The organism is Amycolatopsis sp. NBC_01480 (genome assembly GCF_036227205.1).
Lineage (GTDB): Bacteria > Actinomycetota > Actinomycetes > Mycobacteriales > Pseudonocardiaceae > Amycolatopsis.
In genome coordinates, this window is record NZ_CP109442.1 from 234,476 (window position 1) to 256,612 (window position 22,137).

At 69.9% G+C, this 22,137-nt stretch carries 18 protein-coding genes, 1 tRNA gene and 1 pseudogene; 8 read left to right on the forward strand and 12 right to left on the reverse strand.

All coding sequences use genetic code 11. The features are described 5' to 3' along the window. Positions 1-20 precede the first annotated feature (20 nt). Both OG371_RS01135 and OG371_RS01140 read left to right on the forward strand, forming a co-directional pair. On the forward strand, positions 21-1,298 hold the full coding sequence (locus tag OG371_RS01135; protein ID WP_329064609.1) for an SGNH/GDSL hydrolase family protein: 1,278 nt from the start codon (positions 21-23) through the stop codon (positions 1,296-1,298). Between the two features lie 604 nt (positions 1,299-1,902). Continuing rightward, the gene (locus OG371_RS01140) at positions 1,903-2,316 is read left to right on the forward strand and encodes a hypothetical protein (RefSeq protein WP_329064611.1); all 414 of its coding nucleotides are present in this window, start codon (positions 1,903-1,905) and stop codon (positions 2,314-2,316) included. Between the two features lie 323 nt (positions 2,317-2,639). Here OG371_RS01140 and OG371_RS01145 read toward each other — a convergent pair whose 3' ends face one another. Beyond that, the gene (locus tag OG371_RS01145) at positions 2,640-4,412 is read right to left on the reverse strand and encodes a dihydroxy-acid dehydratase domain-containing protein (RefSeq protein ID WP_329064612.1); all 1,773 of its coding nucleotides are present in this window, start codon (positions 4,410-4,412) and stop codon (positions 2,640-2,642) included. Between the two features lie 450 nt (positions 4,413-4,862). On the opposite strand from OG371_RS01145, the gene OG371_RS01150 reads away from it, so the two are divergent. From OG371_RS01150 to OG371_RS01160, 3 genes and pseudogenes are all read left to right on the forward strand, one after another. Continuing rightward, positions 4,863-5,138: a hypothetical protein gene (locus tag OG371_RS01150; protein ID WP_329064614.1), complete on the forward strand. Its 276-nt coding sequence runs from the start codon at positions 4,863-4,865 to the stop codon at positions 5,136-5,138. A gap of 1,052 nt (positions 5,139-6,190) precedes the next feature. Further along, a pseudogene (locus OG371_RS47310) lies at positions 6,191-6,696 on the forward strand (S8 family serine peptidase). A gap of 328 nt (positions 6,697-7,024) precedes the next feature. After that, positions 7,025-7,915, forward strand: coding sequence for a hypothetical protein (locus OG371_RS01160; protein ID WP_329064618.1), 891 nt, complete (start codon positions 7,025-7,027; stop codon positions 7,913-7,915). A 624-nt stretch (positions 7,916-8,539) separates the two neighbouring features. Here OG371_RS01160 and OG371_RS01165 read toward each other — a convergent pair. After that, positions 8,540-9,358, reverse strand: coding sequence for a YybH family protein (locus tag OG371_RS01165; protein ID WP_329064620.1), 819 nt, complete (start codon positions 9,356-9,358; stop codon positions 8,540-8,542). Further along, positions 9,346-10,140 (reverse strand): alpha/beta fold hydrolase, encoded by a 795-nt coding sequence (locus tag OG371_RS01170; RefSeq protein WP_329064622.1) that lies wholly within the window; start codon positions 10,138-10,140, stop codon positions 9,346-9,348. The genes OG371_RS01165 and OG371_RS01170 overlap by 13 nt, the downstream gene beginning before the upstream one ends. Positions 10,141-10,203: 63 nt before the next feature. On the opposite strand from OG371_RS01170, the gene OG371_RS01175 reads away from it, so the two are divergent. Then, positions 10,204-11,016, forward strand: a complete 813-nt coding sequence (locus OG371_RS01175) for a helix-turn-helix domain-containing protein (RefSeq protein ID WP_329064624.1) — start codon at positions 10,204-10,206, stop codon at positions 11,014-11,016. Between the two features lie 977 nt (positions 11,017-11,993). Here the strand turns inward: OG371_RS01175 and OG371_RS01180 are convergent. After that, positions 11,994-12,066, reverse strand: a tRNA-Asn gene (locus tag OG371_RS01180). A 160-nt stretch (positions 12,067-12,226) separates the two neighbouring features. Between OG371_RS01180 and OG371_RS01185 the strand changes: the two genes are divergently transcribed. Next, positions 12,227-12,400 (forward strand): hypothetical protein, encoded by a 174-nt coding sequence (locus OG371_RS01185; protein ID WP_329064626.1) that lies wholly within the window; start codon positions 12,227-12,229, stop codon positions 12,398-12,400. Positions 12,401-12,467: 67 nt separating this feature from the next. Here OG371_RS01185 and OG371_RS01190 read toward each other — a convergent pair whose 3' ends face one another. From OG371_RS01190 to dnaG, 3 genes are read right to left on the reverse strand one after another with little or no spacing between them, the layout of a single operon-like run. Continuing rightward, complete coding sequence (locus tag OG371_RS01190; RefSeq protein WP_329064627.1) at positions 12,468-13,241, reverse strand: trans-aconitate 2-methyltransferase; 774 nt, start codon at positions 13,239-13,241, stop codon at positions 12,468-12,470. A 55-nt stretch (positions 13,242-13,296) separates the two neighbouring features. After that, positions 13,297-13,821, reverse strand: a complete 525-nt coding sequence (locus tag OG371_RS01195) for a hypothetical protein (RefSeq protein ID WP_329064629.1) — start codon at positions 13,819-13,821, stop codon at positions 13,297-13,299. A 1-nt stretch (position 13,822) separates the two neighbouring features. Next, a complete protein-coding gene (gene dnaG, locus OG371_RS01200) occupies positions 13,823-15,739 on the reverse strand; it encodes a DNA primase (RefSeq protein WP_329064632.1) in 1,917 nt (638 codons plus the stop codon). A 44-nt stretch (positions 15,740-15,783) separates the two neighbouring features. Between dnaG and OG371_RS01205 the strand changes: the two genes are divergently transcribed. After that, positions 15,784-16,728 (forward strand): sigma-70 family RNA polymerase sigma factor, encoded by a 945-nt coding sequence (locus OG371_RS01205; protein WP_329064634.1) that lies wholly within the window; start codon positions 15,784-15,786, stop codon positions 16,726-16,728. 7 nt (positions 16,729-16,735) lie between these two features. On the opposite strand, the gene OG371_RS01210 is transcribed toward OG371_RS01205, so the two are convergent. The 5 genes from OG371_RS01210 to OG371_RS01230 all read right to left on the reverse strand — a co-directional run bounded on the left by OG371_RS01210 (position 16,736) and on the right by OG371_RS01230 (position 22,109). After that, positions 16,736-17,302: a carboxymuconolactone decarboxylase family protein gene (locus OG371_RS01210; RefSeq protein WP_329064636.1), complete on the reverse strand. Its 567-nt coding sequence runs from the start codon at positions 17,300-17,302 to the stop codon at positions 16,736-16,738. A 63-nt stretch (positions 17,303-17,365) separates the two neighbouring features. Then, the gene (locus tag OG371_RS01215) at positions 17,366-19,165 is read right to left on the reverse strand and encodes a glycosyl transferase (protein ID WP_442876067.1); all 1,800 of its coding nucleotides are present in this window, start codon (positions 19,163-19,165) and stop codon (positions 17,366-17,368) included. Between the two features lie 32 nt (positions 19,166-19,197). Further along, positions 19,198-20,364 (reverse strand): serpin family protein, encoded by a 1,167-nt coding sequence (locus OG371_RS01220; RefSeq protein WP_329064638.1) that lies wholly within the window; start codon positions 20,362-20,364, stop codon positions 19,198-19,200. A gap of 315 nt (positions 20,365-20,679) precedes the next feature. Beyond that, positions 20,680-20,805, reverse strand: a complete 126-nt coding sequence (locus OG371_RS01225; RefSeq protein WP_329064640.1) for a hypothetical protein — start codon at positions 20,803-20,805, stop codon at positions 20,680-20,682. Positions 20,806-20,831: 26 nt separating this feature from the next. Next, on the reverse strand, positions 20,832-22,109 hold the full coding sequence (locus OG371_RS01230) for a deoxyguanosinetriphosphate triphosphohydrolase (RefSeq protein WP_329064642.1): 1,278 nt from the start codon (positions 22,107-22,109) through the stop codon (positions 20,832-20,834). Between the last annotated feature and the right edge of the window lie 28 nt (positions 22,110-22,137).

Genomic DNA, 22,137 nt, shown 5'->3' on the forward strand with positions numbered 1-22,137 from the left:
CGACCCGAAGGAAGACCAAGATGAGAAGAGCATTCGCAGCGGTGGCCGCCGGCGTCACCGCGTTGTCACTGGCGACCGCCGTTCCGGCCAGTGCCCGGCCCGCGGTCCCGGCGGTGGGCACCTGGGCGGCGGCACCGGTCGCCGGGGAGACCCTGTTCGGCTGTCCGGGCGGTGATGGCGGGCTGCAGGACCAGACGGTGCGCGATGTCGTCTACCCGAGCGTCGACGGGTCGAAGGTGCGGGTCCGGCTGAGCAACCAGTTCGGCACGTCGCCGCTCGTCGTCCCCGCCTCTTCGATCGGCGTGGTCCTCTCCGGTGCACAACTGGTGCCCGGGTCGAGCCACCCGCTCACCTTCGGCGGGCGCAACGCGGTGACGATCGTGCCCGGCTCGTCGGTGGTCAGCGACTGGCTCGACATGCCGGTGCAGGCGCGCCAGGAACTCGCCGTGAGCGTGTACGTGCCGCGGTTCAGCGGCCCGGCCACCGAGCACCCGTCGGCGCAGCAGGACAACTTCGTGTCCAAGACCGGCGACTGGTCCGCCGCCGAGGACTCCAGCGGCTACCCGGCCACGATCCCGTGCTGGTTGTTCGCCGGCGGGGTCGACGTACAACCACCGTCCACTGTGGTCGGTTCGGTGGTCGGGTTCGGTGACTCGATCACCGACGGCGCGAACTCGGCGATGAACGCGAACGACCGGTGGCCGGACGAACTGGGACGGCGGCTGCACGAGCTCCGGGGCAAGACGCTGTCGGTGGTGAACGAGGGCCTCGGCGGCAACCAGGTGCTGCAGGACTCGGGACTGTCCGGGGTCAGCGCGCTGGCGCGGTTCGACCGCGACGTGCTGGGCCAGCCGGGAGTGCGGGCCGTCATCTTGCTCGAAGGCGTCAACGACATCGGCGCCAGCGATCTCGGTACCCGGCCGCACCTCTCGCCCGACGACCTGATCGCCGGCTATCGGCAGCTGATCGCCCGTGCGCACGCCGCCGGCGTGCGGATCTACGGCGCGACCCTGCTGCCGTTCAAGGGCGCCCTCTACTGGTCGGAGGACGGCGAACACACCCGCGCGGCGGTGAACGACTGGATCTTGCACAGCGGCGAGTTCGACGGCACGGCCGACTTCGCCGCGGCCGTTGCGAACCCCGCGGACCCCCAGGTATACGACCCCCAGTACGACAGCGGTGACCACCTCCACCCCGGCGACGCCGGCTATCGGGCGATGGCCCGCGCCGTCGACCTGTCCATGCTGGTGCGCGGAGCTACCGGTCCCCGTCCGATGAGTGCCCCGTCGGCGCGGTGAGGACGCGCGCCCCCTGATCCGCTCGGCCGGCGGTGAGACAGATGCTCTCGCCACGGCGGATCGCGTCTCGCCGCGAAAGCGCACGGTCGGCAGCCGACCACAGCAACCGGACGACCCCTCACTGGACGATCGTCAAAGTCACCCGTAAATCACCCCTGCTCCTGGGTAGCAAAAAAGCCCAGGCCGTTGACCTGGGCTTTGCTCCCCGAGCGGACTCGAACCGAGAACCCTCCGGTTGATTGCTTCCTGCACTTTCTTTTCGACGTCGTTCGACGCCGCTGGGAGGTTGGCAAAAGATCATGTGTTCAGCCGGTGCGTTCCGCCCTTCACGCATCGCCACCCCTGCGTATGCGTGAACCTGCTTGATCAGCTCCCCAAAGGCCCCGCCGGCTTGTTCAGACTCGATTACACGTGCGTTCCCTCCTGCGGCCAAGCCGCGGCGCCGCCAACCACCGCCCGGCTCCCCACAGTCAGAGGCCGATCCTTCAACGACCGAAACCTCCTAAGCGAAGATCATGAACTTGCCGATAATGCGCGTGTCGTGGCGTGACCGGGTGAGACCTGATTGGATCGGCGACTGAGCAGTGACGAACGAGGAGGCGCAATGAACATCGACTTTCTCGCGACAGTGGCCGTGATCGCTCCCGAACCGATCAGCAGCCGCAACCTGTACGTCGAGACTCTGGGTCTCCCGCTCCAGGGCGAGGGCGACGGCTACTACCACAGCGAGGAGATCGCGGGGTGTAAGTCGTTCGGTATTTGGCCGTTGTCCCAGGCCGCTCAGGCGTGCTTCGGAACCGATCAGTGGCCTGACGGCCGGCCGGTGCCGCAGGTCAGCATCGAGTTTGATGTGGACGCCGCCGCCGCAGTCGCACCGGCGGCACGAGAACTCGAACAGGCCGGCCATGAGCTGCTGCACGGAGCTCGCGAGGAACCATGGGGTCAGACAGTCGCCCGGCTGCAGTCACCCGAAGGCGCGATTATCGGCATCTCCTACGCGCCCGTGCTGCACAGCTGACCCGAGCCGGGACCCTGTCGACCGCGGACCGCGGCCGAGCACGAGGTCTACACCCCCGTGCCGGCGCCGGCGGCAGCCTCGCATTTCCTCCTCTGCCTTCCCAGTCCACTGTGGACTTTCCAGCTGGAGATCGAAACGCTCGGCGTCACCGCGGCCCATGCCGTGGACGATCCTGCCGCCGAGTTTTTCCTCGGCGAATCGCTGAGCACGCCGGAACGGTGGGACGAGGCAGAGGCCGCTTTCACCGGCCTTGACATACCACGCAATCCTCAGCGCTACGAAAGTTCATGTACCCCCGCAGCCCTGAGATGTAGTGCGGAGCGTCAGGTACCGGAAGGCGTGGCCATCCCGGCGCCCTCCAGCGCCGTGGCGGCAGCAGCCCGCATGCGACGCAACAACCGCGTCGTGACCGGCCGGACAAGGGGATGCTCGCCGCCGTGGGAGGCGGCTTCGTCCTGCCAACGCTGTTGCCTCGCCTCGAACGTCGCCGGGTCGGCCAATTCGGTGCAGTCGAGGGTGTCGTGGTCGAGGTCGACGGTGATCGTGTCGCCGTCCTCGATCAGCGCGATCGGCCCGCCGAGCGCGGCCTCCGGACCGACGTGCCCGATGACCAGGCCGACCGATCCGCCGGAGAAACGCGCGTCCGTCATCAGCGCGATGGAGATCCCCTTCTGCCGGCACAGGGCGGTGATGCGCGACGTCGGATCCAGCATCTCCGGCATTCCGGGCGCGCCGCGCGGACCCTCGTAGCGAATGACGACCATGTCCTGATCCGCGAAGATGTCCGGCGTGTCGATCAGGGCGCCCAACAGGTCCCGCTCGCTGTCGAACACCCGGGCACGACCGACGAACCGGTTGTCCACGATGCCCGTCTCGACACCGGCCAGCTTGATCACCGCACCGCCGTTCGGGGCGAGATTGCCCGAGAGCAGACGGAGGCCACCGGTCGGTTTGAACGGCGCGGCCACGCTGAGGACGACCTCGCCATCCGGTGCCGGCGGGTCGAGGCGCGCGATCTGCTCGGCCAGGGTCTCGCCGGTGCACGTCAGCGTCGAGCCGTCGAGCACGCCGTGGTCGAGGAGGTCCTTGACGATCACCGGGAGACCGCCGACCGCGTCGATGTCCACCATGCTGTACTTCCCGAACGGGCGGGCGTTGATCAGCACCGGCACGGTCCGGGAGAGCTGGTTGAACTCCTGCTGGGACATGACCTCGGCCCAGAAGTCGATCCCGGTGGCCCGGGCGATCTCGGGCGCGTGCAGCAGCACGTTCGTCGATCCGCCCATCGCGATGGCCACGACCGTGGCATTGCGGAACGCGGCGGGCGTGGCGAGGTCGCGGGGGGTGATGGCCCGCTGGGTCATGATCTCCAGGCAGTCCACGAGCTGCTCGGGGAACACCTCGGTCCGGCGCGGGTCCTCGGACGCGGGCGACACCATGTGCAGCGGTTCGAGCCCCAGCAGCGCGATGAAGGTCTGCATGGTGTTGTAGGTGAACATCCCGCCGCAGCTGCCGTGCCCGGGGCAGGCGTTGCGGGCCCAGCGCTCGCGCTTGTCCGCATCCGGGTCCCCCGCGACCTGGAAGCAGCTGACGAGGTCGATCGTCTCGCCGGTCAGCGGATCCGTGCCCGGACGGATGGAGCCGTCCGAGAGCACCACGGCGGGAACGTTGCGTTCCATGATCGCCGCGGTGGTACCCACGGGCGGCTTGTCACAGGCGACGACGGCGACCACACCACGGATGTCGCTGCCCTCGAAGTGCAGGGACAGCCCGTCATTGGTCGTCTCCCGGCCGATCAGGGAGTAGCGCATCTGCGGTGTGCCGTTGCGCTGCCCGTCCGAGATCCCGCCCGAGTAGTTCGGCGCCAGCAACCGGACCGGCAGGTCCCGCTCCGCGATCCGGCGCCCCATGGCGGCGTGGATGGCGTCGACCTTGTCGTTCACGCCGACGTAGCAAATGCTGTCACCCAGGGTTCCGACGACACCCCACGGCGCTCCGTGGATCCGGTCCACGTCCTGGCCCAGCGCCAGCGCCGTGGCCACGGCCTGACAGTCCTGCCCGGGCCGCCAGAGGTCTCGACCGCTCGATTCGCTCATCCGCCCGATCTCCTCGTTTCGCGTAGCTCTCCGCGAACATACCCAGGTCCGCGCTGCGGCACCGCACGGGCTCGGCCTCTCGCCCGATCAATGCCCGGACAGCAAAAAGCCCAGGCCGTTGACCTGGGCTTTGCTCCCTCGCCTGGACTCGAAGCAAGAACCCTCCGGTTAACTGGTTTGACTGATTTTTCGTCGACGTCAGTCGATCTAGCTGGGATGTTTGCGATCGCTCATGCTCTCAGCCGATGTCAGTCGACCACGTTCGACCTGCAATTTCGCCCTTGAATCGCCCCTGGTTCCAGCAGCTGCCGCCGTCCGACGCGGCCGGTCCATGGGCTGACGCGGCGGAGGCTCCGGTCCGCCGAAAAAGTTTCGCCGCCGGGTTACCAGGGCTCGGCCTCGCGCGCCAACTGGCCGAGGTCCTGCAACGGGGCCGCGGAAGGAGCGGCGATGAGCGCCGAGAAGCAGGTCACCGAGGTCGACGTGGATCTCATCGAGATCGACGAGGTCACTGTGAGCGAACGAGAAGACCGACGTAAGAAGGCCTACATCGTCGAGGTGCGGACCCCGGCGGGATTCGAAGCCCGGTTCCGTGTCCACCCGCAGGAGAAGCTGGAGGGCGGGACGTCAGTGCCGCTGGTCCCGTCGGCGACGCTGAAGGAGGCGGGCGTAGTGGCCGGCACGGTGTGCGTCCTGGTCGTCGCGGACCCGCAGGTCGACGGATGACGACGGACCCCGCACTGCTCACGCAGCTGCTCGATGACGAGGTCGAGGTCGCCCGGTCCCGGCTCGGAGACTGGGTGACGGGGATCGAGCGCGTCGGTCCAGCAGTCCGCGTGCCGCTGTCCGCGCCCGACGGCGGCCCGCCGCTCCTCATGTTGGGCGGTGCGAACTTCGACGCCGAGCCCTTCGGTGTAGCTGTCACTGAGACGAATGGATCCCCGGCGGTGCTGGAGCGTTGGCCAGCGGGGCTGGGCGCGTTGGCCAGCGGGGCTGGGCGCGTCGGTGCACCCGATCTTGAACCGGCCGTTCGTGTGTGTCCGGGGGTGCGCGGAGTACTACAGCCACCCCAGCCATGTTCAGGAGCGCTGGGACACGGTCCACCCCCCAGGGAACTCTAGAATACCTTCCATGGTGTTTCACGAGTGGCGCGCCCGTCGAGATCTACGCCGCCTTCGCCGAGCAGCGGATCGCTTGCGCGAGGGAAGAATTGCGATGAGCCCCGACCCGATTCTTGGGGAGATAGTTATTGACGAGGGCTCCGAGGTTCGCATGAGATCATTAGAGGCGCTGGCAATCAGAATCGCGCAGATTGGATATCCTGGCCTCTACGAGAACCGAGATGAGGTTCGCGCCATCGGGCAGGATCTGCACACTGCAGGCGGCAAGGCTCTCATGGTCACAGTCCTTCGTCGAGCAGATGCCATCTGCCTAGCTTCGGCAGAGCCGTCGATAGCCGGCCCGCTTGAGAGTGAATGGGACGGTATTGGCGATTGGCAATGCTAGGGATGTCTCGTAACCCGGTGATCAACAGCGACCGGTGATCGTTGATCATGATCGGGTGCAGGTGATCTCGGCGTCGCGGTCGGAGCGGGTCAGCCCGTTCACGGGTTTGGATCCTGGACAGTTCCAGTCGCCGAGGGCACCCGGTCCAGGTTAATCGCCACGACGCCCAGCTTACTACCGGCCACGTTAAAGCCCTCCGCGACGCTCCGATCCAAAGATGTCGAGATCCACGGGTCGTTGGCCCACGAGGTGCGCGATGAGCCCGTTACAAGGTGGTCGACCCGAACGCCCGCGCCGCGGTCGAGCATGCCTTCCAGCGCGGTGCCCTGGTCGTCGCCGCTGTCGGCAACAACGGAAATACGGGAAACTCCGCCAACTATCCGGCCTCCTTTCCCGGAGTCGTCGCAGTGAGCGGTATCGACTCCGGCAACCAGTTCTGGCCCAGCAGCGCCTCCGGACCACACACCACACTGGCCGCCCCGGGCGTGGACATCCGCTCCGCGAACGACCACGGCGGCTACCTGCACGGCGACGGCACCAGCTACGCAGCCCCTACGTAGCGGCCAACGCCGCACTACTGCGGTCGCAACACCCGAATATGACGGCAGGACAAGTCACCCGGCAGATGATCAACACCGCCGACCGCCACAGCGACGACCAACGCGATGACCAATTCGGGTTCGGAATCGTCCACCCGCTACGGGCGCTCATCGCACCGGCCACGTCCGACTCCGGAGTAGTGTTTCACCGCATTCGCCGCGGAAGAAGACCCGCATGACATTGTCCTTTTCGGACTCGATCGTTCTGGGCATCCCAGTGCCCCGCCGAGCCGCTGAAAATTGGCGGTCAGCGCAAAGCTGCACCCGCAACGCGACCAACTCGACGGCAGCGGTCTCGCCGCGTCTGGGGGACGGCTCTTCATCGACCTGGTCCGAGGGCAGGTCCCGAGGATGTTCCGGATCGGCCATCAACCCAAGCCATGAGACCGGCGCAGGCCGCGTCGCAGCGTCCGGGGTCCGGACATCCAGCCGACGCGCGGGTCTCGGGGTCGATCTCGGGGATCATCCCGGATGTTCTCCGGCACCGGCGCGGCTAGCGTCGATCGAGTGTTCCGACGTGCGCTTCTCGCCATCCTTGCCGGTATCGCGGTGTTCCTGGTGCCGTGGACCGTCTACCTCGGCTTGACCCTGCCCGAACGCTTCGACACGAGCCAGTGGCGGTTCGCGTGGGTCGGCTTCGACATCGTCCTGCTGCTGTGTTTCGCCTCGACCGTCCTGCTCGGGATGCGCCGCAGCCGCGCGTCCGTGCCGATGCTGGCCGCGACGGCGACGCTGCTGTTCTGCGACGCCTGGTTCGACGTCGTCCTCGACTGGGGCGGTCCCGACCAGTGGGTGAGCCTGGGCACAGCGCTGCTGGCCGAGGTGCCCATCGCGGTGTTCCTGCTGCTCCGGGCCCGAGCCCTGCTCGCCGGCAACGCGCGGCCGAGACCGCTGACCATGCGCGACATCGCCGTGCACACGAACCCGGACTACCAGCGTCTTCTCCGTCTCCTGCCCGCCACTTCCGCCGAGCTGAGCGCGCAGGTCCCGGAGATCGACGTCCCGGCCGCGCTGTCGACCCTCGCCCAGGCCGGCTACACCCGCCGCACTCGCGACGGCCGCTGGCACCCCGTCCCGCAGAGCACGAACGAAGCGAAGCCGGAAGACTTCCCCGAAGCCGACCGGGCCACGCTGGCCGCCTACCTGGACGCGAAGTACGACCGCGAGGTCCGGCTGCTGGCCTGGGCCGCCGAGCGCCGCGAGACGTTCGACGGCTGGACCGCCGGGAGCCGCGCCGGGATGCGACTGAGCTTCAAGGACTTGAAGGAGTTCGAGGCGGAGTACCTGGAGCTGGTCCACCGCTACGCGGCCCGCAAGCCCGCGGCGGCCGGCGAGGCGCGCGACCTTTCAGTGCGGTTCTACGCGTTCCCGGAACCGAAACCCGCCGAGCTGGCGTAGATTTCCCGGCACCATACGGCTGCTGGACAAGGAGCCGGACAACGCCCGGCGAATCCGCAGGCGCTCACGCTGATCGACAAGGTCACTCAGATCACCGAGCCACGGACCGAGGTGGGCGAGCCGTTCCTTGGCAGAGGCAGGTCCGCGGTCGGAACCCAGCACAGCCTCGACAAAGGCATCCACATCGAACCAGGCGGCGGCTCGCATCGGCTGGAAGCCCTACCCCACGGTGAAGTCCTGTGCGTACCCCACAACCGGGCGCACGCTGGCAACGTGGCGCAATGGCGGGGCTGCTTCGCAAGCCGCAACGTCGCGCGCCGTCGCCTCCCCGTATCCTGGTGGCAGTGGGCGTGCCCGAAGGTGAAGCCGGTGGCCGCTACAGACGTTGAATGGCCGGCATTACGGTGGTTCCGGGTCGAGTCCAGTGTGAGCGAGGAACGCGTCGAGCAGCCCGGGTCGGTACTGGATGCGTTTGAGCCGATTCTTCACCGCCAGGTCGAATACGAATGCTGTGGCTGCGGCTTTCGACATACCTCGCCACGGCCGCCACGCCCGTGCCCCCCGCTTGACCGTGACGGGCGGATGCCGAGGCGTCGTTGGTTACTTCCTACGAGGGGCGAGCAGTCATGCGATTCCTTGCGGGTTGGCGATGATCATGCGCCAACCGTGCTCGGGCGTGTGCTTCAGGACGTTCGTGGCGGTGCCGCGCGAGTCGACCTGCTGCCCGTCGGGTGTGGTGATCCGCAACGTGTAGTCGACGATGATCAGCGCCACGTCACCTCGGCGGAAAACATGTCGCGTCCGGTTCTCCAGACGGGCCTGAACGGCGATCAGGTTCTTCAGCTCCTGACCGACGAGATCGTGACCTTCGACGACGGACCCGTCCGAGGTCCGCATGGTCGCTTCCGGGTCGTAGAGAGCCTGGAGACGGTCGTGGTCCCCTGAGTTGAGCGCGTGGTCGAACGCGGTGGCGAAGGTGGCAGGGTCGGTGATCTTCTGGTCCATCGTGGTGTCCTCTCCGGCGACGAGCGCGCGCAGCGTGGCGAGTGAAGTGGCCTGGCCTCCGACGACGAGGTCGCCGTCGGCGATTTCCAGGAAGCGCACCCAGATGCGCTGGGCGTTCTCCTCGGTCGGGGCGCAGCCTTCGATCATCATGAGCTCGTGGGTGATCCGCGCGCCCAGGTCGAGCTTCGACGGTTCGGTCATCGCGCCGCGCAGCGTGGTGACCTCGACGTAGTAGTGCGGCTTCGACGAGGTGCCGGTGGCCTTGAGGAACGCCGTCTCGGGTAGCTGCTCGAACAGCACCCAGGTCAGTTCCGGGGCGACGGTGCTGCCGGCGAATCCCTCGGCGGAGTAGGTCAGTTCGCCGAGCGCGGCGGCGATCCGCTCCGGGTCATGTCCGGGGAACGCGGTTTCGCTGGTGGTGATCTTCACCAGTGCCATGAGGTGAGCTCCTTGCAGAAGGTGTCGATGCGTGCGGCGAGCTGTTCGGGACGTTCCAGCGGTAGGAGGTGCCCGGCGCCGGGAACCACGTCGAGCCGGGCGCCGGGGATGACGCCGGCGACGTTCCCGCGCATCACCTCGACCGGCTCGACCCGGTCGTGTTCCCCCACCACCACGAGCACCGGGACGTCGATCCGCGCCAGGTCCGCCGAGACGTCCTCCAGGATCGTGCGCGCCGGCCACTCGCGTTTCGCCGCTGAGGCGCCCGCCAGGCTGTCCTCGACGACCTGCTCGCGGAGCGCGTCCGAGAGGGGTGCGTGGCTCAGCACGACGTCCAGCGCCGCCAGCACCGACTCACGACTCTCGTAAGCCGTAGCCATCTGTGCACGGACCCCGTCGGGGATCGGGACGGGCTTGGCCGGCGCCGGCGCGACCAAGACCGCACCGCGCAGTCCCGCCGGGCGGCGGGTCGCGAGCAGTTGCGCGACCTTGCCGCCCATGCTGTGCCCGACCAGGACGTAGTCGTCGAGGTCCAGCGCGGTGATCACGGCCTGCGCGTCGCCGGCGAGGTCGGCCGTCGCGTAGCCGGTTTCCGGTGCACTGGACCGGCCCCAGCCCCGGTGGTCGAGCGCGACGCAGCGCGCGGTCAAGCACTCGATCACCGGGTACCAGGTGCGGACCGACCCGCCCCAGTAGTGCAGGAACACCAGCGCCGGCCCGGCTCTGCCGGTGTCCTCGACGTGCACTGACGCCGTATCGGTGATGATATGAGAATCGGTCATGCTTCGACACGATAGGGAGGAACACGGGTGAAAGGCGGACCTCGATCTGTGAAAACGAGACAAGTGATCCGCCGTGTGCCGTTCCAGGCTCCCGCACCGTTCGGAGTCGAGGTGCTGACGATCGCGCAGCTGTGGGCGATGGCTCCGCCGGGTTATCTCGCCTCGCCGCAGCGTCCGGACTTCCACCTGCTGCTCCTGGTGACCGGTGGGGCGACGACCCATTCCCTCGACTTCGAGCGGTATCGGCTGGAGCGCGGTTCGGCGCTGTGGGTCCGGCCCGGCCAGGTCCAGGTCTTCGGCGAGCGCGCCACCGGCGACCTCGTCCTGTTCCAGCCGGACTTCCTCATCCCCGGCACCCACGCCGCCACTCTCGCCGGCGATCGCGCCGGCCTGGTCGCCGCGACCGCACCCGTCGAGCCGGCCCGCCGGGCGCTGCGCCGCGAGTACGACCGCGCCCGGCAGCCGACCACCGTCCAGACCGAGACACTGCGGCACCTGCTGTCGGTCCTCATCCTGGGCCTGGCCCGCCATACCCCGGACCGCACACCGGACGCCGCTGGCCTCGACGCCCGCTTCCGGGCCCTGCTCGAACGCGACTTCGCCACCGCGCACGACGTCGCCTACTACGCCCGCCGCCTCGGCTACTCCGCCCGCACCCTCAGCCGAGCCACGCAGGCCGCGGCCGGCGAGTCACCGAAGCAAGCCATCAACGACCGGCTCGCCCTCGAAGCCCGCCGTCTCCTCGCCCACACCGACCAGCCGGTCTCCCAGCTCGCCCGCCGCCTGGGCTTCCGTGACCCGTCGAACTTCTCGACGTTCTTCACCATCCACACCGGACAGCCACCGACGGTGTTCCGCGCAGGCACTCGGCCGTGATACAGCAGCTGCGCCGGACACGATCACCGTCACCGTCGGCCCCGACGGGCACCGCGGTCCCTTCTCCCGCGCCTGGCTCGAAGCGCAGCTGAACGCCTCGAGCGGGGACGGCCGCACCGAAGCCGGCAAACGGCTGTGGCAGGCCCGCGACCTCGACGGCCGGCTGCCCGCCGCGGACTGGGCCGCCTACCGCGACGACCCGGCCGAGCGCGCGCGGGTCCTGAGAGCCGTACGCGACCTCGGATTCGCCCTCCTGCACGGCACCCCGACCGAGGAGGAGACCGTGCTCACCATCGCCCGGACGTTCGGCTACCCGCGCGAGACGAACTACGGCACGCTCCTCGACGTCCGAGTCGAACCCGACCCCAGCAACCTCGCGAGAACACCCGTCGACCAGAGGAAAAGTCTTGTCCGGCATCACTCGACACCGTCCGACACGCCATGGTGCTGGCTCTCAACCAGCGGGTTCGGGGTCCACGGCCCGATCGCTGGCAGTGAGGGGGTCAGCAATGCTATTCGCGCAGGTCGAACACACGTGGCAGACAGAAGCCCGGACAAGGTTGCCGCCGCTCGCAGTCAGGCATCCGCACTGGGCCGGCAGGGATCCCGCAACATCGGCCAGGACGTGAAAGTAGGCGCCGTGCCGGAAGACGCGGGCCGACGCGACAGCGCAAGCCGTCCGGCGATCCGACAAGCGGCGCACCTCCTCCACGACCAAGTAAGGAAGTCAGTCCCACGCTCGGTCAAGCGCGGCGGCCGGCGCCGCCGACCATCCGTCTCCAGGACGCACTCATACCCGCTTGCCGAGCGCACCGGCACAACCACACCGAGGGAGACGGCGTCAACGCAGGACAGCGAGGTCCCCAAGCACCATCGGCGGCCACCGACGACAGCCGGACGCCCCATCACTGGACGACCGTCAAAATCGCCCCTGCTCACGGGTAGCAAAAAAGCCCAGGTCGTTGACCTGGGCTTTGCTCCCCCGCTTGGACTCGAACCAAGAACCCTCCGGTTAACAGCCGAATGCTCTGCCAGTTGAGCTACAGGGGATCATCGCTCTCAGTCGGATCTCTCCGGCTGATGGGGGAAACTTTAGCGCACGCCCTGAGCCGCCCGGACAGGACCCCCCACCGAAGCCGATCACCACCGCCGGGCGCGGTTTGCTGGACAATGGGAGGCGGGAGTCCGACCGAGGAGAGGTGTGCCGGCGATGAAGAAGTTCCTGCTGGGTGTGGGCCTGGGGTACGTGCTGGGCACCAAGGCCGGCCGGGGACGGTACGAGCAGATGGTGCGCACCTACCGCAAACTGATCGACCATCCCATGGTCCAGGGCGCCGCCGGAGTGGCGCGCGCCAAGGTGAGCGAGAAGTTCGGCCGGAAGTGAGGTACCACCCGGGGAACACCGGACCGGCCGGCCCGCCGAGCCGAGAAGGGCTCAAAGCGGCAAACCCTCAACCACGTGACGGGGTCTGCGCCACAAAGAAAATGCGCCGGAACTCGAACCACGTGGTGCCGTCGGGGCGGGGCGGGTAGGCGGCGGCCAGCAAGGGGGCGAGCTGGTCGCGGAAGGCGGCCCACTCCGTGTCGTCCAGGGCTGCGCGGATGGGGCGCAGCGCGGTGCCCGTGATCCACTCCAGCACGGCGCGTTCGCCGGACAAGCGCTGCATGTACGTGGTCTCCCAGGCGTCCACCGCGCAGCCCTCGTCGGCCAGGAGGTCGGCGTACGCGTGCGGGGTGGCGACCGCGTCGTCCTCGCGCAGGACCAGCGTGCCCAGCCGCGAAGCCCACTCCTGTGAGCCCGCCAGCTCACGCGTGATGCGGTGCGACGGCGCCCCGAAATTGCCCGGCACCTGCACGGCCAGGAACGCGCCCGCCGGCAGCTGCCCGGCCCAGCGGCGCAGCAGGTCCTGGTGCCCGGGTACCCACTGCAGCACCGCGTTGGAGACGACCACGTCGGTGTCCGGCCGCGGCGTCCAGTCGCGCACGTCGAGGACCTGCGCGTCGACGCCGCGGGCGCGGGCGGCGTCCACCATCTCCGGGGAGCTGTCGGACGCCTCGAGCACCGCGTCGGGCCAGCGTTTCGGCAGGTCGACGGTCAGATTGCCGGGTCCGCAGCCCAGGTCGACCACTCGACGGGCGGACGTGGCCGGGATGCGCGCGATCAGGTCGTGGAACGGCCGCGCGCGCAGGTCGGAGTAGTCGAGGTACTTGGCCGGATCCCACATGAGACGTCCACCTCCGCAAGTAAACAGTACGGCTGTACTGAGTACGAGCGTACTGCTAGCGCTGCGGACCCGCCAGCTTCTCCGCGACCTCTTCGGCGATGGCCGAGACCAGCGCCGGGTCCGTGCCCGGGTCGGGGCGCACCTGCAGCACCGTGCCGTCGTGGCCGGGCACCTTGCGCTGCACGAACCAGGCGCCGCCGCCGGGCAGCTCGTGGCGGTGGCGCGTGCGCACCGAGCCGTCGACGCGCAGCCGCACCTGCTGCGGCACCTTGCCCGGGTCCGGCAGCCGGAACCGCACCGGCTCGAGGTCGCTCAGCACGACGACCCCGCCGGCGCGCTCGGTTTCCGCCGACTCGGTCAGTGTGAAGACGCCGTCGGCCCAGGTCGCCTTGGCCACCAGGTGCCAGCCGACGCGCCGGGCGCCGCCCTCGCCGTCCGGGAGCCACAGGCCGAGCGAGGTGACGACCAGGTGCCCGCCGCCCTCGACCGCCGCCGCGGCGATCACGTTCTCACCCGGCTCCGGGCGCGCCGGGAATCCTTCCGGGAGCCCGTTTCCGAAGATCCGGCTCAGCCAGCCCATCTCAGTCCCATCCGCTGGCGGCCTGCTGCCGCAGCGCTTTCCGGTACTGCTCCAGCGCCACCAGGTCGCCGAACAGCGCGCGGTAGTCGTCCGGCGCCTCGACCGGCGAAAGCCGCTGCAGCTTCGATTTGATCTCGCCGATCTGCCGGCCGACGAGGCTCTCCTGCACGCCCGCGAGCACTCCCGAGATGTACCGGGAGTCGACTTCGCCCAAGGCGCGCAACGGTTCCACGGACAGCTCGCTGAGCACCCGCCGGACCGTCCCTTCCGGACAGTGCTGCGCCGCGGCGTCCAGCAGCGCCGGGCCGGTGAGCCCGGACGCCGCGCCGCCCGCCTTGAGCACGGCCAGGTGGATCGCGACGTACACCGGGTGCGTGAACGCCTCCTCCGGCAGCGAGTCGTACTCCGGGCCGGCGATCGCGGGCTGCTGCAGCGCGGCCTTGAGCGCCTCGCGCTGGCCGGTGAACCGCGGGTCGCCCGGCGCGGGCCGCGGCAGATCCTGTTCCTTGGGCTCCGGCTCGGGCGCCTGCCTCGAGGCCGCCTGGCGCAACGGCGGCCCGCCGCGCTTCGCCGTGGCGCCCGCGCTGCCGCGCACCCGGTTCACCACCTGGGCCACGTCCTGCCAGCCCACCCACCAGGCCAGCTTGGACGCGTAGCCGTCGCGGCTGGCGCGGTCCTTGATCGACGCCACCATCGGCACCGTCTTCTGCAGCGCGGCGACCTGCCCGTCGACCGAGTCGAGGTCGAACTGCTTGAGCATGCTCTTGATCGCGAACTCGAACAGCGGCGTCCGGCGCGCGACCAGGTCCTTCACCGCCGCGTCGCCCTTGGCGATGCGCAGCTCGCACGGGTCCATGCCGTCCGGCGCGACCGCGATGTAGGTCTGCCCGGCGAAGGTCTGGTCGCCCTCGAACGCCTTGAGCGCGGCCTTCTGGCCCGCCGCGTCGCCGTCGAAGGTGAAGATCACCTCGCCGCGGAACGCGTCGTCGTCCATCATCAGCCGGCGCAGCACCTTCATGTGGTCCTCGCCGAACGCGGTGCCCGAGGACGCGACGGCCGTGGGCACCCCGGAAGCGTGCATCGCCATCACGTCGGTGTAGCCCTCGACCACGACCACCTGGTGCCGCTTCGCGATCTCGCGCTTGGCCTGGTCGAGGCCGAACATCACCTGCGACTTCTTGTAGATCGGCGTCTCGGAGGTGTTGAGGTACTTGGCCTCGATCCGGTCGTCGTCGAACAGCCGGCGCGCGCCGAAGCCCACCACGTCGTTGCCGACGTCGCGGATCGGCCAGACCAGCCGCCGGTGGAAGCGGTCCATCGGGCCGCGCTGGCCCTCCTTGGACAAGCCCGACGCGAGCAGCTCCTTGACCTCGAACCCGTGGTTGAGCAGGTACTTCGTCAGCTTGTCCCAGCCGCCGGGCGCGTAGCCGCAGCCGAACTGCTTCGCGGCCGCCGCGTCGAATCCGCGCTCCGACAGGAAGTCGCGGGCTGTGCGAGCCTCGTCGGTGGCCAATTGCTCGATGTAGAACGCGCTCGCCGCCCGGTGCGCCTCGATCAGCCGCGCGCGGGTGCCGCGGTCGCGCTGAGCCGCCCCGCCCCCGCCGCCCTCGTAGGTCAGCCGGAGCCCGGCCCGGTCGGCCAGCCGCTCGACCGCCTCGACGAACGAGACGAGGTCGATCTTCTGGATGAACTTGATGACGTCGCCGCCCTCGCCACAGCCGAAGCAGTGGAAGGTGCCGTGCGAGGGGCGCACATTGAACGACGGGGTCTTCTCGTTGTGGAACGGGCAGAGGCCCTTGAGGCTGCCTCCGCCGGCCCGCCGCAGCGCGACGTACTCCCCGATGACCTCGTCGATCCGGTTGCGCTCACGCACCTCCGCGATGTCGCTCTCCCGAATCCGTCCTGCCACGGCATCCACTCTAGTTCTCCCGCCCCGGCGCCCGTGCGGCACACTCTCCCCTTATGCGCACACCTTCGGCTCTGGCCGGTTTCGCCGACGAGTTCGCGGCGCACCGGGGGCACCTGCTGGGCGTGGCCTACCGGCTCACCGGCACGCGGGCGGACGCCGAGGACGCCGTGCAGGAGTCGTGGCTGCGGCTGGCCGGGCTGGACGACGCGGGCCGCGCGGCCATCCGCGATCTGCGCGGCTGGCTGACCACGGTGGTCGGCCGGATCTGCCTCGACCGGCTGCGCTCGGCGGCGGTGCAGCGTGAGCGGTACGTGGGCCAGTGGCTGCCGGAGCCGATCGTGACGCCGTTCGGCATGCCGGTGAGCGAAGACCCGCTGGACGCCGCCGTGCGCGACGACGGCATCCGCATGGCTGCGATGGTGGTGCTCGACAAGCTGACGCCGGAGCAGCGCGTCGCCTTCGTGCTGCACGACGCGTTTTCGGTCCCGTTCGGCGAGATCGGCGACATCCTGGGCTGCTCGGCCGACGCCGCGCGCCAGCACGGCTCCCGCGGGCGGCGGGCGCTGGCCCAGGCGGACCCGCCGCAGCGCGTCGAGCTGTCCGAACAGCAGCACCTGCTGGAGAAGTTCGTCACCGCGCTGCTGGCCGGCGACATCCGCGGGATGACCGAGCTGCTGCACCCGGACGTGGTGCTGATAGGCGACTCGGACGGCAAGGGCCGCACCACCCGCCAGATCATCGCCGGCCCGGACAAGCTGGTCCGCTTCCTGCTGGGCCTGATGCAGAAGTACGAGCCGGGCCTGTTCGGCCGCGGCGCCCCGGTGCTGGTCAACGGCGACCTCGGCCTGTGGCTGCCGGCGCTGCCGGGACGCGAGGGCTTCCTCGCCCTCGACGAGCACGTCCAGGCCATGAGCATCCGGGACGGCCGCATCGTCGCCGTCTACGACATCGTGAACCCCGACAAGCTCACCCGCATCACCCGCCCCGAGCTGCCCTGAGCCCCGCTCACGGCAGCGGGACGCGGCAGGCCTCGCCCGAGGTGAAGCCCTGGTCGACGATGCCGAGGGCGCTGTTCACCCGGGCGCGGGAGTTCTCGAGGCCGATCTGGTAGGTCAGCTCGACCACCCCGTCCCGGCCGAACTCGGCCTCCAGCTCGGCCACCTGCTCGTCGGTGACGGTGACCTGCGCGCCCGTCATCGCGTCGGCGTAGGCCAGGGCCAGGCGCTCGGGGCGGGAGAACGCGGGCGAATCCGCGTAGTCGTCGATGTGCTTGAGGCGCTCGATGTCGAGGCCGTCGTGGCGCTGCAGCATGGTGCCGAAGTCGACGCACCACGAGCAGCCGATGCTCGTGGCGACGCGGTACACGGCCAGCTCACGCACACTCGCGGGCAGCCGTTTCGACGCCTTCTCCGCGAGCAGCTCGTGCAGCACGCTCGCGCGCAGCAGCCCCGGATGGTGCGCCACCACGGCCATCGGCGCGGGCACGGCGCCGTACCGGCGGCCCGCGATGCGGTAGATCAGCTTCAGGAACGGGCCGGCTTCGGTGGCGCGCTTCGCCGGGATACGGGACATGGTCGTCTCCTCCTCTGGGGTGATTCGGGAGGAGGACGGGACAGCTGCGGGGAATGTGACGCCTCAGCGGACGGCGGTGATCGGGCGCACGTCCCAGATCCACACGCCGTCGACGAACTCCGCGGGCTTGCGCAGCAACAGGTCCACGGTGGCGCGGTAGGCGTCGGAGTGCTCCCGCGGGATCAGCACCAGCACGCTGGCGTGCCAGTAGCGCAGATCGTCGATGGCCTGGTCGCGGGCGGTGTCGTCGACCGGCGCGGCGGTGCCCGAATCGCGGATCTGGTCCAGCAGCGCGGAAGTCGGCCGCTGGACGGCGCCGTACCGGCCCCGCTTGTCATTCGGACCGCTGGGGCCGACGAAGTAGCCCTCCGGCATCGCGTAGCCGAGGCCGGCGTCGACCTGCCAGTGCAACGGCTCCGACTCGCCCGAGCTGGGCAGCGGCACGGGCACCACGGTGCCGCCCGGCGCCACGTACGTCCGCCAGGTGCCGTCGGCGAAAAACGCCGGCGTGGGCGGGCGGTCCTTGACCAGCAGTTGCGTCGGCGCGATCGGCAGCAGCACCGCGATCACGGCGCCGATCCACATCAGCCGCACCGGCAGCCGTCGCTGGCCTTCTCCCGGTTCGGGCAGCGCGGCCGCCGCCGTGAACACCCGGTCGGTGGCGATCGCGAGCAGCGCGCCGATCGCCGGCACACAGGCCATCGCGAGCCGCGACTCCAGCAGCGATTCGAACAGCGGCAGGTTCGCCAGCAGCTTCCACGGCCCGGGCACGCCGGTGTCCACGTGCACCACCACGAGGTCCACGCCGAGCGAGAGCCAGGCCATCAGGAACATCGAGATCGCGATCGAGCGCGCGACGACCTCCCGCCACAGCCAGATCGTCACCACGACCATCAGCACGATCAGCGGCCAGCCGAAGAACGCGTTCTCCTCGGTCCGGTTGAGCGAAACGTCGGCGGCCTCGGCGGGCTGGCCGGCGATCGACTGCGTGGCGAACCGGGTGAACGCCGCGGTGTCGTTGCCGACCTGGCCGTGCTCCAGCGCGGTGTAGCTCTGCGGGCCGAAGAACTGCCACCACAACGGGAAAGCGAGCAGCACGAACGCCAGCACCAAGGCGATCCCGCCGCCGAGCAGCGTCGGCCGGACCATCGCCTTCAGCTCGCGCGGACGGGAAGCGCAGTAGGCGACGGCGAAGATCACGAAGCTCAGCGCGAAGATCAGCAGCGGCTCTTCGCCCAGGAACACCTGGTACGCGGTGAGCACGCCGAGCCAGATCCCGTTGCGCACCGGCTTGACGCCCTGCGCGATCCGGATCACCTTGAGCGCCAGGAACGGCAGCACGAACCAGGCGACGAAGTTCGGGTGCGCGTTGGCGTGCGAGATGATCGGGGGCGCGAACCCGGCGACGGCGCCGCCGATCGCCGCGGAAACCCGGTGCCGCACCAGGTGCCGCGAGAACACCCAGTACCAGGCGGCCGCCGTGCCGGCCAGGCTGCCGGTGAGCGCGATGGCCCAGGTCGCGGTGGGGCCGAACGTCAGCGTGATCGGCGTGAGCGGGATGGAGACGCCGAGCATGGCCGTGTTGGCCATCATGTTCACGCCGAGCGGGTAGTTCTGCAGGTCCGTGGTGAACGGGTTCTGCAGGTGCAGCACGGACTTCGCGGTGACGGAGAAGAACCACTCCCACATGTTCTGGTCCGACGCGCTGTTCCACAGGTAGCCGTGGCCGAGGTCGGCCCACAGCCCGCCGAACAGCACCACCGAGAACGCCAGGTACGCGCCCACGATGCCCGCGTCGGACCAGGAGCGGCGCAGCTTCGGCTCGGCCACGGTCGTGGGCGGGCCGGTCACGACGGGGATCAACTCGGTCCTCGCCTCCGGTTGGAAAAGGCTCACTACGGGCGCACCACCCGCGCGAAGAAGTACACCGCACCGGTGCCGGCGTGCCGGACCAGGAGCAGGAACGGCCGGTCGACCTGAACGTCGACGGGTTCGGACATGTCGAGCGACAGGGTGCGCATCGTGATCGCGGTGGCGGCGGCGCCCTCGAGGCCCTGCTCGTCGACCCGGAGCACGGCCTGGTGCAGCACGCTGTCCACCCAGAACGGCTTGGTCGCGGTCAGCCCGGTCAGGTCGGCATCCGGCTGGAACATCTCGCGGACGCCGAGGGACTTCAGCGCGCTGTCGAGATCGGTGCGGACGTCAAGCGAGATCTTCGGCAGCGCGAGGCGGACCTTCTGGCGCCGCGTGCCCTCGATCAGGGCGGCGAGGCGGTGCTCGTCCAGCGCGGCCTCGGCGGGTTCGAGATCACCGTCCGGCAGGAGGACAACGGCCTGGACGCCGCCGACCGCGTTCAGCGTGACGACCTGCCAGCCGTCGGCCTGCTGGTAGCCGACGGTCTCCTGGAGGTGCATGGTCGGCACGTCGCGCGAGCCGCCGGGCCCGTGGAACGCGGCGGGCGCGGTGGCGCCTTCGGGGAACGGGAAGCGCCAGGCGGTTTTGAGGTAGAGCGCGTTGACGATGCTGGCCCGGGTGTCGGTGTCGAGGGAGCCGGGAGGCAGCAGCTCCGGGATCAGGCCGCGGGTGGTGCGGCGGACGTCGGTGTTGATCAGCTCGCGGGCTGCTTCGGGGTCAGGGCTGAACGGCGCGGTCTCGGTCTTGCTGCCGGGCCAGGCTTCGAGTTCGGTTCGGAAGCTGTCCTCGACGGTGATGAGGTCGGAAGCCCAGAGCGTGTTCGCGACGGCGAGGATCGCGGCTTCGTCGTTCAGGATCGCGGCTTCGCGCAGGACGCGGGCGTGGGGTTCGAGGTCGGCGGCGGCGGTGGTGGTGGTGGTGGCTTCGCCGGTGCCGTTGCCGGTCGCAGTGCCCTCGCCGGTGCCGGTGCCTTCGCTGGTCCCGGCCAGCAGCGCGAGCAACTCGTCGGCGGTGCGCCCGCGAGCAGCCCGGCTGACCAGCCCCAACGCGCTCGCCGCGGAGTACGGCGAGAAACACGCGTCAACCCCGCCTGCCGCAGCGGCCCGGTGGAGTGCGAGCGTGAACCTCAGGTGGCTGTCGACGGCCATGCGGCGACCGTACCGGAACGCCCCTGACCGCGGCGCGGAACACCGGACCTGCCGCGAAGGTCCCTGAAGGCCACCTTGAGGGCATGTCGGTCCCTGAAGGTGGCCTTCAGGGCGCTCGCCAAGCTGTGAAGGGGTCCTTCACCGCGTCCAGCGCCGGTAAGGAGGCCTTGACCGCGTCCGCACCGGCAAGGACGCTTTCACCCCTGCGTCCCGCGGCGGAAAAGTGACCTTCACGTGTCCGGCACGAGCGCTCCACCACGTCAGGGCGCGCCAGCAAGGAGTCCTTCGCCGCGTCGAGCGCAGGCAAGGACTCCTTCACCGCGTCAGGCGCGCCGGTAAGGAGTCCTTGCCTGCGTCCAGCGCCAGCAAGGAGGCCTTCACCGCGTCGAGCGCAAGCAAGGACTCCTTCACCGCGTCCAGCGCCGGTAGGGAGGCCTTCACCGCGTCGAGCAGGGGTCCGGCAGCGGTCAGCCAGGCCGCCCGACGTGCCAGCGGTGCCACTCGTGGGCTTGGGCGTCGGTCAGGGAGGCGACCTGGTCGACGAGTACGCGCAGGCGCGCGGCGTCGTCCGGGGCCGCTCGCCAGGCCGGGGCGAAGAGCGGGTCGAGTGAGTCCGGGGCGCGGCGGCCGAGGGCGGCGACCAGTTCGACGATCAGCTCGCGCTGGCCGTCCTGCATGGCCAGGCGGCGGCGGTCGCTCATCACGTAGCGCAGGGCCAGGGCCTTGAGCAGCGCCACTTCCGCCGCGACCTGGTCCGGGACGGCCAGGCGCGCGCCGTACCGGGTGAGCGGGCCCTCGCCGTACACGCCGCGGGTGCCGGTGACCACGGCGGAGGCGAAGCGGCCGACCAGCTCGCTGGTCAGGCGTTTCAGGGCGACCTGCGCGCGCAGCGACCCGTCCGGGGCCGTCCGCACCAGGTCGGCGACCACGGGCAGGTCGAGCAGCTCCTTCGCCGCACCCTCCAAAGTGGACACCGACTGGGTGGAGAAGTGCCGCGCCGCCGCCTCGGCCACGGCCGCGCGCTCGTCGGAGTCGGCGAGCACGCCGAGGCGGATGCGGCCGGCCAGCACCCCGTCCTCGACGTCGTGCACCGAGTACGCCACGTCGTCGGACCAGTCCATGATCTGCGCTTCGATGCACCGCCGCTGCCCCGGCGCGCCGGCCCGGATCCACTGGAACACGGGCACGTCGTCGGGGTACACGCCGTACTTCTGCTCGCCCGGGCGGCGCTCCCACGGGTACTTCATCGTCGCGTCGAGGCACGCGCGCGTGAGGTTCAGCCCCGCCGTGGCGCCGTCCTCGGCGACGGCTTTCGGCTCCAGCCGGGTGAGGATGCGCAACGTCTGCGCGTTGCCCTCGAAGCCGCCGCAGGCCTGCGCGACCTGGTTCAGCGCCTTCTCGCCGTTGTGCCCGAACGGCGGGTGGCCGATGTCGTGCCCGAGCCCGGCGGTGTCCACCAGGTCCGGGTCCACGCCCAGCTCCTCGGCGATGCCGCGGCCGATCTGCGCGACCTCCAGCGAGTGCGTGAGCCGGGTCCGCGGCACGCCGCTGACCTCGGCGCCCTCCCCCGGCCCGACCACCTGGGTCTTGCCCGCGAGCCGCCGCAGCGCGGCCGAGTGCAGCACCCGCGCGCGGTCGCGGGAGAACGCGCTGCGCCCGTCCGCTCGCGCACCCGCCAGCGCCGCGCCCTTGGGTGCCTCGGCCAGCACCCGGGCGCGGTCGTGCTCGCTGTACCCGTCACTCACCCCGCCAGCTTAGGCGCGGGGTCCGACA